This window comes from Bradyrhizobium guangzhouense, from assembly GCF_004114955.1.
In the GTDB taxonomy this organism is placed as follows: Bacteria; Pseudomonadota; Alphaproteobacteria; order Rhizobiales; family Xanthobacteraceae; genus Bradyrhizobium; species Bradyrhizobium guangzhouense.
Genome location: NZ_CP030053.1, coordinates 5046856 through 5065571 on the forward strand (window position 1 = coordinate 5046856; position 18716 = coordinate 5065571).

The 18716-nt window shown below is 64.9% G+C and carries 14 protein-coding genes; 2 read left to right on the forward strand and 12 right to left on the reverse strand.

Annotation, left to right across the window (positions count from 1 at the left end; genetic code table 11):
* The first annotated feature begins 6 nt into the window (after nt 1–6).
* A complete protein-coding gene (locus tag XH91_RS24220) occupies nt 7–1545 on the forward strand; it encodes a cryptochrome/photolyase family protein (protein ID WP_128952906.1) in 1539 nt (512 codons plus the stop codon).
* Nucleotides 1546–1553: 8 nt separating this feature from the next.
* Here the strand turns inward: XH91_RS24220 and XH91_RS24225 are convergent, their stop codons facing one another.
* The 12 genes from XH91_RS24225 to hpaR form a co-directional block, all read right to left on the reverse strand.
* Nucleotides 1554–2009 carry a TspO/MBR family protein gene (locus XH91_RS24225; RefSeq protein WP_128952907.1) on the reverse strand — a complete coding sequence of 152 codons (456 nt, stop codon included), beginning with the start codon at nt 2007–2009 and terminating at the stop codon, nt 1554–1556.
* Between the two features lie 69 nt (nt 2010–2078).
* Entirely contained in the window at nt 2079–2906 is an 828-nt protein-coding gene (locus XH91_RS24230; RefSeq protein WP_128952908.1) for an HD domain-containing protein, read from the reverse strand.
* Between the two features lie 319 nt (nt 2907–3225).
* Complete coding sequence (locus tag XH91_RS24235) at nt 3226–4860, reverse strand: tetratricopeptide repeat protein (RefSeq protein WP_128952909.1); 1635 nt, start codon at nt 4858–4860, stop codon at nt 3226–3228.
* The gene (locus tag XH91_RS24240) at nt 4857–5531 is read right to left on the reverse strand and encodes a formyltransferase family protein (protein WP_128952910.1); all 675 of its coding nucleotides are present in this window, start codon (nt 5529–5531) and stop codon (nt 4857–4859) included. Before XH91_RS24240 ends, XH91_RS24235 begins: the two co-directional genes overlap by 4 nt.
* Before the next feature lie 159 nt (nt 5532–5690).
* The gene (locus tag XH91_RS24245; RefSeq protein WP_128952911.1) at nt 5691–6569 is read right to left on the reverse strand and encodes a transglutaminase family protein; all 879 of its coding nucleotides are present in this window, start codon (nt 6567–6569) and stop codon (nt 5691–5693) included.
* Entirely contained in the window at nt 6566–9091 is a 2526-nt protein-coding gene (locus tag XH91_RS24250) for a circularly permuted type 2 ATP-grasp protein (RefSeq protein ID WP_128952912.1), read from the reverse strand. Before XH91_RS24250 ends, XH91_RS24245 begins: the two co-directional genes overlap by 4 nt.
* Before the next feature lie 27 nt (nt 9092–9118).
* Nucleotides 9119–12388, reverse strand: a complete 3270-nt coding sequence (locus XH91_RS24255; protein ID WP_128952913.1) for a transglutaminase family protein — start codon at nt 12386–12388, stop codon at nt 9119–9121.
* A 210-nt stretch (nt 12389–12598) separates the two neighbouring features.
* On the reverse strand, nt 12599–13903 hold the full coding sequence (locus tag XH91_RS24260) for a methyl-accepting chemotaxis protein (protein WP_164934003.1): 1305 nt from the start codon (nt 13901–13903) through the stop codon (nt 12599–12601).
* Nucleotides 13881–14402: a PAS domain-containing protein gene (locus XH91_RS24265; protein WP_128952915.1), complete on the reverse strand. Its 522-nt coding sequence runs from the start codon at nt 14400–14402 to the stop codon at nt 13881–13883. The genes XH91_RS24260 and XH91_RS24265 overlap by 23 nt, the downstream gene beginning before the upstream one ends.
* 175 nt (nt 14403–14577) lie before the next feature.
* Complete coding sequence (locus tag XH91_RS24270; protein WP_128952916.1) at nt 14578–16101, reverse strand: UxaA family hydrolase; 1524 nt, start codon at nt 16099–16101, stop codon at nt 14578–14580.
* A gap of 197 nt (nt 16102–16298) precedes the next feature.
* A complete protein-coding gene (locus XH91_RS24275) occupies nt 16299–17075 on the reverse strand; it encodes an HpcH/HpaI aldolase family protein (RefSeq protein ID WP_128952917.1) in 777 nt (258 codons plus the stop codon).
* Between the two features lie 195 nt (nt 17076–17270).
* Nucleotides 17271–17789: a homoprotocatechuate degradation operon regulator HpaR gene (gene hpaR, locus XH91_RS24280; RefSeq protein WP_128952918.1), complete on the reverse strand. Its 519-nt coding sequence runs from the start codon at nt 17787–17789 to the stop codon at nt 17271–17273.
* Between the two features lie 120 nt (nt 17790–17909).
* On the opposite strand from hpaR, the gene hpaH reads away from it, so the two are divergent.
* Nucleotides 17910–18716: a 2-oxo-hept-4-ene-1,7-dioate hydratase gene (gene hpaH, locus XH91_RS24285; RefSeq protein ID WP_128952919.1), complete on the forward strand. Its 807-nt coding sequence runs from the start codon at nt 17910–17912 to the stop codon at nt 18714–18716.

An 18716-nucleotide genomic window follows, 5' to 3' on the forward strand; every position in this document is an offset into this window, starting at 1 on the left:
CGGCGTATGGCCCGATCCGGCGAGCCGGAGCAAGAGGGCGGGAATCTGGTGCTGGTGTTCGGCGACCAGCTCGACCTCGACAGCGCCGCGTTCGACGACTTCGAGCCCAGCCGGGACGTCGTGCTGCAAATGGAGGTCATGGAAGAGACCTCCTATATCCCGCAGCACAAGAAACGCATCGCTTACTTCCTCGCATCGATGCGGCATTTCAGGAATGAACTCGCCGCACGCGGACGGCGCGTACACTATGTCGAGATCGACGCCCCTGAAAACACCGGCCGCTTCGAAACCGAGATTGCACGTGCTCAGCGGATGTTCAGGCCGTCGCGCACGATCGCCGTCGAACCGGGCGACTGGCGGGTTGTCGAAAAACTGCGCCGGTTGGTCCGGCCGCCGGAGCTCCGCAGCGACCGCCATTTCCTGTGTTCGCGCGACGAATTCGCGACCTTTTCCGAACGGCATCCCCGGCCGGTCCTGGAAACGTTCTATCGCACCATGCGACGGAAGACCGGCCTGCTGATGGATGGCGAGGGGCGGCCGATCGGCGGCGCCTGGAATTTCGACGTCGAGAATCGCAAATCATTCGGCAAGTCCAGCCCGTCCCTCCCATCTCGGCCATCCAATGCGCCGGACACAATTACGGCGGAGGTGCTGCGGCTCGTCGCCCTTCGTTTCGCCGACAGCCCCGGCAAGCTCGGCGATTTCGACTTCCCGGTCACGCGTACCCAGGCGCTGACCCAATTGGACGACTTCGTCGCAAATCGGTTACCGCTGTTCGGAACCTATCAGGACGCGATGCGAGCCGACGAGCCTTTCCTCTATCACTCGCTTCTGTCAGGGCCGCTGAACCTGCACCAGCTACGCCCCTTGGAGGTCGTCCAATCGGCTCTGCAAAGCACTTCGGCGCCATTGAACGCGCTGGAAGGATTCTTGCGCCAGATCATCGGCTGGCGCGAATTCGTCCGGGGCATCTATTGGCAGCGCATGCCGCAATATGCCGAAGCGAACGCGCTTGGCGCCGAGCTGCCAATGCCTAGGTTCTACTGGACCGGCGAGACCGAGATGCGCTGCCTCGCCGAGGCGATCGGCCATACCATCGACCATGCCTATGCCCACCACATCGAGCGATTGATGGTGCTGGGCCTGTTCGCCATGCTGCTCGGCGTCAGGCCTTACGACGTCCATCGTTGGCACATGTCGATGTTCTGGGACGCGATCGACTGGGTGTCGTTGCCGAACACACTCGGTATGAGCCAGCATGGCGACGGCGGCATCGTCGGTACGAAGCCCTACGCGGCGTCGGGCAACTACATCAACCGCATGAGCGATCACTGCCGGCATTGCCGCTTCGATCCCAAGCAGGCCATCGGCGAGAACGCCTGCCCCTTCACGACGCTGTACTGGAATTTTCTGGACAAGCACCGCAAACGCTTCACCAGCAACGGACGAATGAAGAACCAATACGCCAATCTCGATCGCAAGGACGCTTCGGAATTGCGCGCGATAAGGCGGCAGGCTGCAAAGATGATGGACGCCGCAACCTGACAGCCTGCTCAATTGAGCATGAAGATGCCGGCATTGAGGAGGGTGGCAAATGCGACCCAGGCCAAATATGGAACGAACAGCAATGCCGCCGTCCGGTCCATCAGCCGGCACTCGACGATGAAGCCGACAATCGCCAGCAGCATCGCGACAATGATGCCGAGTGCGAGGCCGGTGCGATGCCAGGTGAAGAATATCGGCGACCAGGCGAAGTTGAGCACCATCTGCACGATCCAGAGCAGCATGGCTGCCCCATACGGCGCCCGCTGCCACGTCCTCGCGCCGGCGAACGCGATCAGGACGTAAATCACGGACCATACAGGCGCGAAGATCCAGTTCGGCGGGTTGAATGACGGCTTCGCCAGACCGGCGTACCAGGAGCCCGGCAGGTTCGTGCTTCCGATCGCGAAGCCGATACCGAGCACGATGAGAAGGAAAATGAGAGGGATCGTGAAAGTCGTCCGCATACCTGCATGACCGCGTAAAAGGGGCCTCTGTCCGGTATCAACGCGGGATCAGCAGGTTTGGATCACGTCTTACTTCTGCGGTCCGGACAGCGAGATCTCGCGTTCGGCGCGGAAGACGTTGCTGTAGAGGTTGGCGATCCACTGGCGGCCGATCTCGGTCTTGTTGAGATAGCCGATCTCGGTCTGGATGTGCGGTGCGACGCTGTTCCAGTAGAATTGCGGATAGCGGTTCACGATGTCGGCGGGCGAGTCGTAACCGAGCTGGCGGTTCATGCCGACTTCCTCGAACTCGTAATAGAGTGCGTTGGCCTTGCGCAGATAGTTGGGGTCGCCGAGCTGCCCGATGAAATCCGCGGCGCGCAGGATCGAGGCCTCATCGTCGTATTCCTGGCCCTGGCGGGCCGGAAAGCGCGTCCCCTCGATGGCGCGGGCAACTCGCTCAGAGTCGACGCCACGGATCGGTGGCAGCCGCCGCCGCACGAAAAGCTTCGACCGGTCAACGTGATACATCATCAGACTGGCATCGGACGCACCGCGCGGCAATGACACTTTGGTGCCGGCCTCGTCGATGATGAAACCGTCTTCATCATCTTCCGGAAACAGCCCGCGGACATAGCCGATATCGTGCGCGAGGCAGGCGATCAGAATATGAATGTAATCGTCGGCATCGATGTGGGCATGGAGATTGCGGCCGAGCATGATCGCCTGGGCCGCCAGCGTCACGAGCATCGTATGCTCGATGTTGTGATAGAGCGCATCGCTGTTGCCAATGCATTCCATCGCGGTGCGCGTCGAAGCCTCCACGATCCTGGCATAGGTCTCGTCGTACCTGCGACGCATGAACGAGCCCAGCAACTTCTCCAGGGATTCAGCCGCCAGTCGCGGTAACGTCATCATGGATGCAGCCCCGTCTGTCGGTGGTGTCCCACGGCAACTCCCGACGCCTCATTCTCGTCCTCGACGCAGCCTCCAGCATAGCCCAATCTGGGGCGACTGACCAAATCCCGGAACAAAAATACGTAAATATGTTACTCTCCCGCCGCGCTGCATCACGGTTGCAGCCACAGTCCGATGCACTCCCACGGCCGACCCGTGCGAGCGCGTCGCCAAACCGTCCAATGGCCGACCGTTCATCTTGCCAGAATGGACGTATGAGTGCCGGGGGCGCCGCTGCGGCACGCGCCAGGGCTCCTGCACTGCAATGCGGACAGTCGCGTCAAATCCCTCGTGCAATACGCGCAAGCATGCCGTCGAACGCGACCTTGATCCTGCGGATATACGGGTCCTTGTAGGGAAATTCCGGATTCTGGTCGTGCACCAGCATCGAGGCATTGACCTCGAACACGACGAGACGGCCGTCTGGGTCTAAACCGCAATCGATGCCGAAATAGTCGAGACCGATGCGATCGCGAATGACTCGCAACGCCGCAGTGTGGCGTGGGCTGAAGACCTGCTCGGGGGCGCGCAGAAAGTGCTCCTCCTCGGCCTGCATCCAGGCGTGAGCGCCCATCTCCGTCGCATCGCGATGGAGCTTCCAGTCATCGCCAATGGCCAGATGATAGGGCAGGATTTCCTCGCCCACAAACAAGAACCGGTACTTGCGGAAGAAGCCGTCTGCGGAGCGATAGTCGATATAGTCGATCATGTAGCGGTCATGGTCCGCATGTGCCGCGAGGAACGAGACCAGCGCAGCGGCGTCCTCGAGCTTCTCGAAGACGTCGCCACCATGCATGCCGGCCTGGCGCGCCAGCAGCGGAAAAGCGAGTTCAAACCCGTCGGGAAGCCCCTCGCCGGCTGCGATGCGGACCGTGCGCGGCACGCGGCAGCCCTCGACGTCGGCCAGCGCCAGAGCCGTGGCGTCACGCGTCGTACTCCGGATTTTTTCGGGATCGTTGACGACGGGCTTGCCGAGGCCGCGTGCAATGGCCAAGGCGAGCGGAAGCACTTCCGTGCCCTGATCGGCATCGGAGACGAGGTTGACGACGATGTCGGCCTCGCGCGCCAGCAGCGCGATATCCGGCCGGCAGCCCGATAGCAGCGACAGGATGCTGGTCTGGTAGGCGCAGTCCCTGAACAGGTATTCGACCGGCGTATTGCCGACGAAAGGAGCAAACAGCGCTAGCGCCCGGAACGCCGGCGGCGATTGGGTCGCCTGCCGGCGCAGGATCGGATGCACTTGCGCGGCGTGGGCGTATGCCGCCTCCGCCTCCTCCTGTTCGCCGCGGGCCTGACGGATCGCCCCGACCCAGTAGAAATTCTCGGCCTGTCCGGGCGCGAGCGCCACGGCCTGCTCGAACTGCGCCACGGCCTCACCGGTCTCGCCGAGCTCGAAGCAGACCTTGCCGAGCTGGCTGCGGAGATCGGCGTCGTCGGGCGTCTCCTCGATCAATTCGAGCAGCAGAGTCCTGGCGATCGCGAACTGCCGCGTTGCCGTCAGCGCCTGAACCAAATTCGTGCGCGACGGCCGATGGCCCGGATTGCGCCTGAGCGCCTCCAGGTACAGCGAAATCGCATCCTGGATCATGCCGGTGCGCTGATGGACGATGCCGAGATTGCACCAGCAGGCGACGAGATGCGGCGCGATGCGCAGGGCCGCCTTGTAGTTCTCGGCCGCGGATCCGATATCGTCGCAGAGCATGAAGGCATTGGCGAGCGCCGCGTGCAGATCGGCAACGCCGTCGACGACGACGCCGATCGACGTGGTCGCCGCAAGCGCGAGCCCGGCCTGAAATACCGCGATCGCGGGCTTGATCTCGCCACGCCGGTAGTACTCGCGCCCGGTGCGCAGCATGTCCGCGATACTTGGCGTGCCGGCGGCAGGCAGTGCGAGGGCCGTCAATGGTGACGTCATGTGGTCTCCGGCGGTGACGCCCTGAAGGTGACACCATGCAGATTGATCGCAGGCGCGATGCCGTAATGATTGCCGCCAAAGGCGCGCATGCGGCGCCACAGCTCATCCCTGGAGATGTCGAGCGGGATGTCGCAAGCCTGCCTGTAGCTGCGGCGCGTATTGGTGCGGCCGCTCCAGGACAGCGCGCAACGCGGCATCAGCAACGTCTCGCACGCCAGGGCTTCGGCCCACACTTCGAACAATTGCAGCAGGTGAGCATAGGCGAGCTCGCCGAGGCGCATGATGGTGCAGCCTTGCGGGATCGGAAACGACACCACGTCGAGGATCGCACCGGAATCGACCCGTTCCGCCATGGCGTGGAAGGTCACACCGAACGTCTCCACGCGGTCATAAAGCGCGAAATGGGCTGGAGCCCAGCCCGGATAGTTCGGCGGCCCCGGATGAAAATTGTAGGCACCGCGGCCAAAGCGTGCGAGCAGATCGGCCGGCACGATGATGCCGGACGCGAAGGCGACCAGGCGGGCGTTGCGGAGGACCGAGGCATCGATGCTGCGGAGCTCTTCGATATCAGACACGGGCCAGATTGCCAGATCGGGCCTGAAACTCCGCAGCATTCGCGACAGCGCCACCTGCTCGGCGGCCTCCGTCAGCAATGCAAGTCCCTCGACCATGGTTCGACTTCAGCAGCGTTGAAACTGAGCCAATATGTCGCGGGGTAGCGTTAACAGCGTGTTAATGCGCCGCGGTTCGGCGGATCGAGGAAATACGATGAAACAAATTTCCCGCGCCTGGACGCATTCGGTCACACAGCGGAATCGGTGAAACTACGGTCATTCCACCAGCAGCACGTCCACGGCGACGCCGAGCTTCTGCTTCGGCGAGCCGACGATGATGCCGTCGACCGGGGACACATCGGAGAAGTCGCGGCCGACCGCAAGCACGATGTGGTCGTTGGCGACCAGGAGATCGTTGGTCGGATCGAAATCGATCCATCCGAGCTCCGCCCCGCACCATAGCGACACCCAGGCATGGGTTGCGTCCGCGCCCTGCAAGCGCGCCTGGCCCGGCGGCGGAATGGTGCGCAAGTAACCGCTGACATAGGCCGCAGGCAGGCCGAGCCCGCGCAGCCCCGCGATCATGACATGAGCAAAATCCTGGCAGACGCCATGGCGCTTGTCGAAGACCTCATCGAGCGGCGTCGAGATCGCGGTGGCCTTGGGGTCGTAGCGAAACTCGGCGCGGATGCGGTGCATGAGATCAACCGCGCCGGCGAGGATGCCGGTATCGGGCTTGAAGCTGTTCGCGGCATAGGCACTGACGGGGCGCAAGACCGGCACCAGCGGGCTCGCAAAGACATAGCCGACGGGCGAGGACGGACCGAGGCTCGTGGCCTCGAAGGCAACGTCGCGGATGCTCTCCCAGGCCGGGCTCGCGGCATCGCGCGCCGGCGGCTTGCGATCGACGGAAACGCGCGAGCGCGAGTCGATGCGCAAATTGCGATGCGCGGCTTCAATCACGATGCTCTCGGTCAGCGTGCCGAAGAAGTCGCGGCGGACGTTGCGCTCGGACGGACGCGGGCGGATCTCGACCTTGTGCGAGATCAGCTCCTGACCGTGACCGCTGTTCGGCTCGAGCCGCAGCGTGCAGCGGGCGAAGCTGACCGGGCTCTCATATTCGTAGGTAGTGACGTGCCGGATGTCGTAGATCACGCCAGCCCCGTCAATTTTTCCGGCCGGCTCGCATTCGGACCGTGCGGGAAATAGTGCAGCCCGATCGCCTCGGCGAGGCTGAGCAGATCCTGCTCCAGCGCAAACAGCGCCTTGACTTCGAGCTTCTCGGCCTCCGCGGTTGCCAGCATTGCCTGCACCGCCACCGCGAGCCGCTGCGGCTTCTCGATCAGGCCGTGCTCCTTCAGGCTCGGCAGCGCCGCGATATGCTCGTTCAAGGTCGCGACCTGGAAGGCGACCGAGCGCGGATTGTAGCTGTCGAGCACCGCGAGATCGCGCACCGGCGCCAGGATCGGCGCCAGCAGATAGCGCGAGCGATAGGTGATCTGGGAATCCACCAGCGTCAGAAGGATATCGAGGTCCTCGTCGCCGGCCTCGTCATAGGCGAACTGCCGCGCGAAGCGCGTGGTGTTGATGGCGCGCTCGGTACGGCGCCCGATATCGAGGAAGCGCCAGCCGGCGGCGCGGTTCATGTTCTCCTGCGCAAGCCCTGCGAAGCTCGCAAGCTCCTGCAGGGTCAGTTCGGCGGCGCTCAGCACGCTGTCGTCGTCCTCGACCTCGTAGGAGAGGCGCTCGGCCATCTCGGTGATGACCTGCCAGGCGTCCGGCGACAGCCGCTCGCGCAATGAGGTGGCCGTGCGCAGCGCCGAGCGCACCAGCGACAGCGCCGAGCCGAAACGCGCCTCGCTCTGCAAAGCTTCGGCGACGATGCGCCCCGGCGCCGCGCGCGAGGTTTGCGAGATCGCTCCCCAGGTCACCAGCAGGCGCTGGATCCGTTCGGCCGATTGCAGCGAGGCTGCGGTGCCCTTGTTGGGCCCGCTCGGTGAGCCCAGTGCGCGCACCAGCCGCAGCGTCGCTTCGGCGCGCTCGAGATAGCGGCCGAGCCAGAACAAATTGTCGGCGGCGCGGCTCGGCAGCACGCCGGCGATGCGGCGGATGCGGACCTTGTCGGTTGCCGGCAGCAGCGATGCTGTCGAGACCTTCTTCTCGGAGACAACCCAGACGTCGGCGGCACGCGCACCATCGCCCATCGACACCGCGCGCGCGTCCGCCTGCTCGGCGATCCGACAGAAGCCGCCGGGCATGATGGCCCAGCCATCTGGCGTTGCGGCCGCAAACACGCGCAGCACGAAGGGACGCGGCGTCAGCTGGCCCTGCTCCCACACCGGCATCGTGGAGAGGCGCACCACCTCCTGGCCGACATAATCCATGCCGCGCGTGCCGATGGCATCGATCAGGCGCTGACGTCCGGTGACATCGAGCTCGCTCGCGAGCACCGGACCGTTCGAGTCGAAGCCCGGTACGCCGCGCCGATAGGCACCTTCGATAGCGACCTCGTCGAGCCGCGACAACACCTCGTCGCGCGCCGATTTCTGACCGCACCACCAGGTCGCGATATGCGGCATCTTCAGCTCTTCGCCGAGCAGGCGGCGGCTCAGCGCCGGCAGGAAGCCGAGCAGCGCCCGCGCTTCCAGCACGCCCGAGCCCGGCATGTTGGCGACCACGACGCCATCCTTGCGCAGCACGTCGATCAGGCCGGGCACGCCGAGATGCGAGGAGGCATCGAGCTCGAGCGGATCGAGCGAATTGGAATCGACACGGCGCAAGAGCACGTCGAGCCGCTTCAGCCCCGCCACGGTGCGGATGTGGATGCGGTTGTCGCTGACGGCGAGATCGTCGCCCTCGACCAGCAGGAAGCCGAGATAGCGCGCCAGCGTCGCGTGCTCGAAATAGGTCTCGCTGAAACTGCCGGGCGTGAGCACGCCGATGCGCGGCTCGTCGCGATCGGCACGGGCGCGAAGACTGTCGCGAAACGCCTCGAAGAACGGCGCGACGCGCGGCACGTTCATCGACTTGTAGAGATCGGAGAAGGCACGCGAGAGCACCAGGCGGTTCTCGAGCGCATAGCCCGCGCCCGACGGCGCCTGCGTGCGGTCGCCGAGCACCCACCAGCGGCCATCCGGCCCGCGGCCGACATCGGCGGCATAGAGCGAGAGATAGCGCCCGCCCGGCGGCGGCACGCCGCAGACCGGGCGGAGATATTCGGGGCTGCCGGCGATCGCACCGGCCGGCAGCGCGCCCTCCGCGATCAGCCGGCCCTCGCCATAGATGTCGCGCAGCACACGCTCCAGAAGCTCGGCGCGCTGGGTGATGCCGGCGCAGAGCTGCTTCCAGTCGGTTTCGTCAATCAGCAGCGGCAGATGGCTGAGCATCCAGGGCCGGTCGGCGCTGTCGCCGGGGGCGCGGTAGGTGACGCCGGCCTCGCGCAGGTGACGGTCGGCCATGCCAAAGCGCCGCTCGACCTCGTCAGGCGCCAGTGCACCGAAAGCGTCGAAGAACCGGCTCCAGACCGGGCGCGGGGCACCGTCGGGCCCCAGGAACTCGTCAGGGATGCCGGGCAGGCGACGATAGTCGCGAACCCATTGCGCGAGGCGGCGCTGGCCCTCACGCTGGCTTTGCGCCCTACCTGTCCCTCTGTCGCCTTCGGCTGCGCCCTCGCCCATGCGCCTCTCCCTGCCCCACCATCATACTCATTGCAGGAGCGAGGTCCGCAAGTCGAGGGTCAGCGGGAATTCATTTGTGCGTTCCTCGGGCGGCGGCTGCATCGGCCCCGGCGTATGGCCGTGGTCCTGGAAGCGCGCCAGCCGCCGCGCCTCGGCCTCGTAGGTGTTGACGGGCTTGGTCTCGTAGTTGCGGCCGCCGGGATGGGCGACGTGATAGACGCAGCCGCCGAGCGAGCGGCCATTCCAGGTGTCGATCAGGTCGAAGGTCAGCGGCGCATGAACCGGGATGCTCGGGTGCAGGCCGGAGGCCGGCTGCCAGGCCTTGAAGCGGACACCGGCCACGGCCTCGGCCGAGCGCCCGGTCGAGGTCATCGGCAGGCGGCGGCCGTTGCAGGTGATGATGTGGCGGCCTTCGACGAACCCTTCCGCCTTGACCTGAAGCCGCTCGACGGACGAATCGACATAGCGCACGGTGCCGCCGGCCGAGCCTTCTTCGCCGAGGACGTGCCAGGGCTCCAGCGCCTGCCGCAGCTCCATCGTCACGCCGCCGTGATGGACGCGGCCGAAGGCGGGGAAGCGGAATTCGAGCTGGGCCAGATACCATTCCGGCTCGAACGCGTAGCCCGAGCTTTTCAACTCGGAGAGCACGTCCTGGAAATCTTCCCAGATGAAATGCGGCAGCATGAAGCGATCATGCAGCGCCGTGCCCCAGCGCACGAACTTGCCTTGTTGCGGCTCGCGCCAGAACTTTGCGATCAGCGCGCGGATCAGGAGCTGCTGCGCCAGTGACATGCGCGGATCCGGCGGCATTTCGAGCGCGCGGAATTCGACGAGACCGAGACGTCCGGTCGGGCCATCAGGCGAATAGAGCTTGTCGATGCAGATCTCGGAGCGATGGGTGTTGCCGGTGATGTCGACGAGCAGATGCCGGAACAGCCGGTCCACCAGCCACAGCGGCACCTGGTAGCCGGGCGGCGGCACGTGCGAGAGCGCGATCTCGAGCTCATAGATGCTGTCGTGACGGGCTTCGTCGATGCGCGGCGCCTGGCTGGTCGGGCCGATGAAGAGCCCCGAGAAGAAATAGGACAGCGACGGATGACGCTGCCAATAGAGCACGAGGCTCTTCAAGAGATCAGGCCGGCGCAGGAACGGCGAATCCTGCGGGCTCGAGCCGCCGATCACGACGTGATTGCCGCCGCCGGTGCCGGTGTGGCGGCCATCGAGCAGAAACCTGTTAGCACCGAGACGGACCTTGCCGGCATCCTCATAGAGACCCGAGGTGATCTCGACCGCGTCGCGCCAGCTCTGCGCCGGCTGAATGTTGACCTCGATGACGCCGGGATCGGGCGTCACCTTGATGACCTCGATGCGCGGATCGAACGGCGGCGCATAGCCCTCGACATGGACCTGGAGCTGCATCTCCTCGGCGGTGGCCTCGATCGCCGCGATCAGCTCGAGATAATCCTCGATGCGCTCGACCGGCGGCATGAAGGCGCAGATCACGCCGTCGCGCACTTCCATCGACAGCGCCGTGCGGACGGGGACGGAGGTGTTGAGCTTCTCGGGCGCGACCCGCTGCGGCGATTTCGGCCGCGCCGGCGGCGTGAACACCGGCAGCTTGCCGCGTGTCTCCATCGGGTCCTGCTCGACGATGTAGGGATATTGATTGGGCGGGACATAGCCGAGCGAGCCGAGCGGCAAGCGCAGGCCGAGCGGTGAATCGCCAGGCGACAGGAACAGATGCCCGCGCCGGAGCTGCCAGCGCTCGCTGCGCCAGCGCGGCGGCGCGTTCCAGCGCTGCACCGGCAGCACGAAGCCGCGCGGCGCACGCAGGCCCTGGTTGAACACCCGCGCCATGCGCGCGCGCGCCTCGGGATCGGACAATTGCGAATTGGAGGGATCGACGTTGACCGGAAGCTCGGCCTCTTTCTGCAGCCAGTAGACGGTGTCCTCATAGGCTGGAATGATGTAGCCGGGATCGAGCCCGAGCCGCACCGCCGTGCCCTCCATGAAATCCTCGGCGTCCTCGGTCTGGGCGCGCCTCGGATTTTCGATTTTTGCAATGAGGTCGGCGTTCTTCCAGATCGGCACGCCGTCCTTGCGCCAGTAAAGGCCGAACGCCCAGCGCGGCAGGCTCTCGCCCGGATACCATTTGCCCTGGCCGTAATGCAAAAGCCCGCCCGGCGCGAAGCGATTGCGCAGGCGGCGGATCAGATCGTCGCCGAGCGCGCGCTTGGTCGGACCGACGGCTTCCGTATTCCACTCCGCCGCTTCGAGATCGTCGACCGACACGAAGGTCGGCTCACCGCCCATGGTGAGGCGCACGTCCTGCGTGGCGAGATCGCCGTCGACCTGCTCGCCGAGATCGTTGAGCCGCGCCCAGGAATCGTCCGAGAACGGCTTTGTGATGCGCGGCGCCTCGCGAATGCGCTTCACGCTCATGTCGAAGGCGAACTCGACTTCGGCAAAGCCGGCGCCGCCCGAGATCGGCGCGGCCGAGCGATAATGCGGCGTGGCGGCGACGGGGATGTGCCCCTCACCTGCCAGCATGCCCGACGTCGCATCGAAGCCGATCCAGCCCGCGCCCGGCAGATAGACCTCGGCCCAGGCGTGCAGATCGGTGAAGTCGTTCTCGACCTCAGGCGGCCCCTCGATCGGATCGATGTCGGGGCGGATCTGGATCAGATAGCCGGAGACGAAGCGCGCGGCGAGGCCGAGATGACGGAAGGTCTGGATCAGGAGCCAGGCGGAGTCGCGGCACGAGCCGGCGCAGGAGGTGAGCGTCTCCTCCGGCGTCTGCACGCCGGGCTCCATGCGGATGATGTAGCTGATCTTCTTCTGCAGCTCGCGATTGAGATCGACCAGGAAGTTGACCGTGTTCGGCGCCTCGCGCGGGATCGAGGCCAGATATTTCGCGAATTCGGGATCGGGCTTGATGGTCTCGAGATAAGGCGCGAGCTCGGTCTTGAGGTCCCTCGGGTATTCGAACGGAAAACTGTCGGCATAGGGCTCGACGAAGAAGTCGAACGGGTTGACCGTCGTCATCTGCGCCGTGAAGTCGACCTCGAATTTCAGCTCGGTGGTCTTCTCCGGAAAAACGTAGCGCGCGAGCCAGTTGCCCTGCGGGTCCTGCTGCCAGTTTACGAAATGGTTTGATGGCGTGACCTTGAGCGAATAGCTCAGGATCGGCGTCCGCGTATGCGGCGCCGGCCGCAGCCGGATGGTCTGCGGTCCCAGATCGATCGGGCGGTCGTATTTGTAGTGGGTGACGTGGTGTAATGCGACGTAGATCGACACGGGGTGCGGTGCTCCAGCAGCTTTTTTGAGCAGAACACCTGATGTGAATGCGATCAAGCACTAACAACGGGCAGAGCGTGCCTATGCAAGGTGCGGGCCCGGGCGATGATAGAGAGAGTGGCTCCGCGGTGCCCCCCAGGCAAGTCGTCCCGGATCGGCGCGCGCTTAAGGCGCGCTTGTCCGGGACGACAGAAACTGTGTGAGGCGGCGTTACGCCGCCGAGGTCAGCCGCTGCAAGAACTGCGTCACCTCGCGTCGGAGCGTCCCGACCTCGCTGTGGACGCGATCGGAGGCGCTGTTGACGCGGGCAGCGACACGGCCGGTGTCGGCGGCGGCTTCGCTGATGCCTGTCACGTTGGAGGACATCTGTGCGGTGCCGGCCGAGGCTTCCTGGACGTTGCGGGCGATCTCGCGGGTGGCAAGGCCCTGCTGCTCGATCGAGGTCGCGATCGAGGCGGTGATGCCGTCGATCTCGGCAATGGTCTGCGCGATCGCCTCGACGGCCGCGACCGAGTTGGTGGTCGATTGCTGCATCTCGCCGACCTTGGCGCTGATCTCCTCGGTCGCCTTGGCGGTCTGGTTGGCGAGGCTCTTGACTTCGGACGCGACGACCGCAAAGCCGCGGCCGGCCTCACCGGCGCGCGCCGCCTCGATGGTGGCGTTGAGTGCGAGCAGATTGGTCTGCGAAGCAATCTCGCTGATCAATTTGACGACGTCGCCGATCCGCAGCGCCGCGTCCGCTAGCGTGCGTATCTCGCTGCCGGCGCGATTGGCTTCGGTCACGGCGCGGCCCGTGCTCGCGGTCGAGCCGGTGACCTGGCGGCCGATCTCGGCAATCGAGGATGCCAGTTGCTCGGCGGCGCTGGCGACGGTCGCGACGTTGCGCGAGGCCTGGTCGGAGGCGCTGAGCACGCCCGAGGTCTGCCGGCTGGTCTTCTCGGCCGCGGTCGCCATCTGGTCCGCGTCGGATTCGAGATCCGTCGCCGCACCCATCAGCGTACCGGCGACGCCGTCGAGATGAGTCCCGAACTGCCTTGCGAGATCGCCGATCTCGACCACGCGGCGGCCGAGGCCGTCGGTGCCGGAATTGATCACGCTGGCCGAGCGGCGAAAGGAGCCGGGCAGACCGCGTGCCAGGATTTTGCGGAAATACTTGCCGCGGCTGGCATAGTCCATCGACGCCGAAGCCTCGCGGACGAAGGCGTCGGTGATGTCGAGCATGTCGTTGACCGATTTCTGGATCGACCCGATCCGGCCGGCCTGACGATCACTGAGGATACGCGCTTCGAGATCACCGCGCGAAGCCTTGCGGCAGACATCGGTGACCTCATCGAGGACCACCGCCGTGCGACGCTGGCACCAGAGGGCGTAGCCGAGCGACGCAATGATCGCGCCGAACAATGCAGCAGTGGGGAGTCCGCTCACGTCGAGCAGCGCGAGGGCGAACGCAACGACGGCAAGAATGCATGCGAGCGCGGTCGCTCCCTGCGCCTTAGAGAGAGAGCACAAATTCATCGTAACCGACACCCTGTTGCTTTAGGAGTCCGACCATCGCATCGAAGCTCGCATGCATGCCGTCCTTGGCATTGGCGTGACGCGCCTCTTCGGCGCACAACGTCTTGTAGATCGGCTTGACGCGCTCGATCTGGACCGGATCGGGCTTGCGGCGGTTGGAGTGATAGCCGACGATATTGCCGCGCTCGTCGAAAGTCGGCGTGACGTGGGCGAACACCCAGTAATGGCTGCCGTCCTTCGCCAGGTTGACGACGTAGGCGAAGATCTCCTGCTTGGATTGCAGCGTGTCCCACAGCAGCTTGAAGACGGCGCGCGGCATGTCGGGATGGCGGATCAGGCTATGTGGCGCGCCCATCAGCTCCGCGTAGGTATATTTGGCCATGCGGATGAAGACGTCGTTGGCGTAGGTGATGCGGCCCTTGAGATCGGTCTTCGACACGATCAGCTCCTCCTCGCCGAGGAAACTCTCCACGCCGGTCGGCCGTATCGTGCGCGTCATCTGTCGCCAATCCTCAAAGGCGAACGCCTCGTTGGAGTGGAGTCCGCATTGTTGTAGGATTAGGGCAGAAAATATTAAGCAGACGTGTGCGCGAGAACCGGTGCGATCAAATGACACCTCCGTATCACTACTTAGGGAGGCGTCACCACCGTTGCCTGATACCGCAACAGCGCGATCACATCGTCGCGCCCAGCACCCAGGGCGCGAACTCGGCGCCGCCGAAATCGAAGCTCTCGCTCTTGGTCGGCTGGCCCGACGCGGTCTTGAGGATGAGATCGAAGATGCGCTGGCCGCATTCCTGGACGCTCTCGTCACCTTCGAGGATGGTGCCGCAATTGACGTCCATGTCCTCTTCCATGCGCTTGTACATGGGCGTGTTGGTGGCGAGCTTGATCGAGGGCGCGGGCTTGCAGCCGAACACGCTGCCGCGCCCCGTGGTGAAGCAGACGAGGTTGGCACCGCCGGCGACCTGTCCCGTCGCCGCGACGGGGTCGTAGCCAGGCGTGTCCATGAAGACAAAGCCCTTCTTGGTGACGGGCTCGGCATAGCGCAGCACCTCGACGAGATTGGTGGTGCCGGCCTTGGCCATCGCGCCGAGCGACTTTTCCAGAATTGTGGTGAGGCCGCCGGCCTTGTTGCCGGGGCTCGGATTGGCGTTCATCTCGGCGCCTTCGCGCGTCGTGTATTCGTCCCACCAGCGCATGAGATCGACCAGCTTCTCGCCGACCTCCCGGCTGACGGCGCGGCGCGTGAGCAAATGCTCGGCGCCGTAGGTCTCCGGCGTCTCCGACAGGATCACGGTGCCGCCATGGCGGACGATCAGATCGCTGGCCGCGCCCAAGGCCGGATTGGCCGATACACCCGAATAGCCATCCGAGCCGCCGCATTGCAGGGCCACGGTGAGCTCGCTCGCCGGCACCGCCTCGCGCTTGACCTTGTTGGCGTCGGCCAGCGCCTCGCGCACGAACGCAATGCCGGCTTCCACGGTCTTGCGGGTGCCGCCGACCTCCTGGATGTCCATCGCGCGCAGGCGTCCCGCAAGCTTCTGCTCTTCCATCAGGCCGCCGATCTGATTCACCTCGCAGCCGAGCCCGAGCACGATGACATGGGAGAAATTGACGTGCCGCGCATAGCCGCCGAGGGTGCGGCGGAGCAGCGCGAGCGGCTCGTTCTGCGTCATGCCGCAGCCGGTCTTGTGGGTCAGCGCGACGACGCCGTCGACATTGGGGAATTCGGCCAGCGGATTGTCGCCCGTGAACGGGTTCTTCTTGAAGACGTCGGCGACGAGGCTCGCGACATGCGCGCTGCAATTCACCGAGGTGAGGATGCCGATATAATTGCGCGTGGCGACGCGGCCGTCCGGACGGCGGATGCCTTCGAAGGTCGCCGGCAGATCGAAATTCGGCGTCGGCTTGACGTCGGCGCAATAGGCGTAGTCCTTGGCGAAATCGCCCATACCGATGTTCTGCACATGCACGTGCTGGCCCGGCGCGATCGGCGCCGTCGCAAAACCGATGATCTGGCCGTAGCGGATCACAGGCTCGCCCACCGCAAACGGCTTGATCGCGACCTTGTGGCCGGAGGGAATGCGCTCGACCGTGGTGACGCCGTCGGCCACGACCGTCCCCGGCGGCAGGCTGGCGCGCGCGATCAGCACACCATCATCGGGATGCAGGCGGATGACGGGGCTGATGGTCATGGGAGTCTCCTTGGGTCTTCAAGTATCGTGCTCCGGACGCAGCGCAGCTTGAAACGGTGCGCTGCTGAACCGGGGCCCATCTATCATCTCGTTCGCCAGCTTCTGGATCCCGGCTCTGCGGAGCGGCGCCATAGCGCGTCCAAGACGCGCGCAAACGCGCTTTTGGTGCCGCACCGTGTCCGGGACACGCAAAACGATCAGGCCTTGCCGCCCGATTCCTTGCGGGTGGCGTTGACCTGCATCTTGGCGTAGGTCGTCATCAGGCCGACCTCGTTGGAGAGCGTCACCAGCTTGAAGCCCATGTTGATGGCGCGCGCAGCGCCTTCGGCGCCGCTGCAATGGATGCCGGGGTTGAGGCCGCGCTTGCCGCACTCCTTGATGATCTTCTCGTAGATCGCGAGGATCTCGGGCTCGGAGCGATCGAGCTTCGGCTCGAGGCCGTAGGAGAAGCCGAGGTCGGACGGGCCGATATAGACGCCGTCGATGCCCTCGACGTCGAGGATCGCCTCCATGTTCTCGACCGCGGTCTTGGTCTCCATCATCGGCAGCAGGATGGTGTCGGCATTCGCGGTCTTCTGGTAGGAGCCCGCGGTGCCGTACATGCCGGCGCGGATCGGGCCGTTCGAGCGGACGCCCTGCGGCGGATATTTGGAGTAGGAAACGAGGTTCCTGGCTTCCTGCGCCGTGTTGACCATCGGGCAGATCACGCCATAGGCGCCGCCGTCGAGCACCTTGCCGATGATGCCGGGCTCGTTCCAGGGCACGCGGACCATCGGGACGACCGGGTGCTTGTCCATGGCCTGGAAGCACTGCACCATCGACTGATAGTCCTGCACGCCGTGCTGGATGTCGACGGTGACGCTGTCGAAGCCGCATTGCGCGATCATCTCAGCAGAGAAGCCGGAGGGAATAGCGAGCCACGCATTGACCACGGCCTTGCCCGACTTCCAGATTTCCTTGACCTTGTTCGCCACGTTGCCTTCCTTCTTTGTTGTTGGGACGCTTCGACCCTGCGGGCGATGTTCATTATCGCCGCCCGGATATCATCCGGCAAGGCTGGCGTCATCCGCCACGGCCCCGATTTGGGGTGATCGGCTCGCGCGGCACTTTGAGCCAAAAAAAGCGGCGATGTCCACGGCCGACGCCGCGCTCTCGCGCATATCTGCTGTTCACTCCTCGGCACTTGCCCCGTCGGCGGCGCCAAGTTCGGCGAGACTCTGTTCCAACTCTCCGAGCATCTCCTGCAACTCGGCCAGCTTGCGCGCGCCGAAGCGCTGCGTGATCTCGGCATAGATCGCCTCCGACGACGGCGCGACGGAGGCCATCAGCTTCACTCCCTCTTTCGAGATCGAGACCATGCTGCGGCGCTGGTCCGACTTCGCGGTCCTGCGCTCGATCAGATTGCGCGCCTCCAGATCGCGCAGAATCCGCGACAGGCTTGGCCCCAGGAGAAACGCAGTTCGCGCGAGTTCCGTGACCTCGGCAGCCTCGATGGCGGCGAGCGCGCGCAAAATGCGCCATTGCTGCTCGGTCAGACCGTGCTCGCGCAGCTTGGGGCGAAATTGCCGCATCACCGCCTCGCGCGCCCGGAGCAGTGACATCGGCAGCGAACGCGAGAAGTCGCGCATCGGCACTTGGCGCGCGGCGGGTGCGCCTGCGTTGGTGGGGTCAGCCGGTCTCTTTGCCATGTCCCTCTTTCAATGCCGCGCCTTCAGACCGCAACGTTTGCAGTGCAGCAAGCCAGAATCTGTTTGACGCATTAACTTAACATGTTAAGTATCTCGGCACCACGATTTCGTAGATCATCCATGGCGCTATCCAACGACGATATCCAAGCTTGCGCGGGCCGTCTGCACCAGGCGGAGAAGACCCGCGTGCAGATCCGGCAGCTGTCGCAGGATTTCCCCGAGATCACCATCGCCGATGCCTACGCGATTCAAAGGGCGTGGGTCGATATCAAGGTCGCCGAGGGACGCCTCGTCAAAGGCCACAAGATCGGCCTGACCTCGAAGGCGATGCAGAGCGCGCTCAACATCGACGAGCCTGATTCCGGCGTGCTGCTCGACGACATGTTCTTCGCCGATGGCGGGCTCATTCCGACCGAGCGCTTCATCGCGACGCGCGTCGAGGCCGAGCTCGCCTTCGTCATGAGCAAGCGCCTGTCGGGGCCCGACTGCACGATGTTCGACGTCCTCAACGCCACCGACTTCGTGGTGCCCGCGCTGGAGATTTTGGACACACGGATCGAGCGCGTCGATCCCAAGACCAGGGCCTCGCGGAAAATCTACGACACCATTGCCGACAACGCCGCGAATGCCGGTATCGTGCTCGGCGGACGGCCGATCCGTCCGCTGGATGCGGATTTGCGCTGGATCGGTGCGCTCTGCTTCAGGAACGGCCAGATCGAGGAAACCGGCCTTGCCGCCGGCGTGCTCAATCATCCCGCAACATCAGTCGCCTGGCTTGCCAACAAGATCGCGCCGCTCGGCCTTGCGCTCGAGCCTGGCCAGGTCGTACTGGCCGGCTCCTTCATCCGTCCGATCGAGACCCGCAAGGGCGACACAATTCAGGCCGATTATGGCGCCTACGGCTCGGTGAGCTGCTACTTCGCTTAG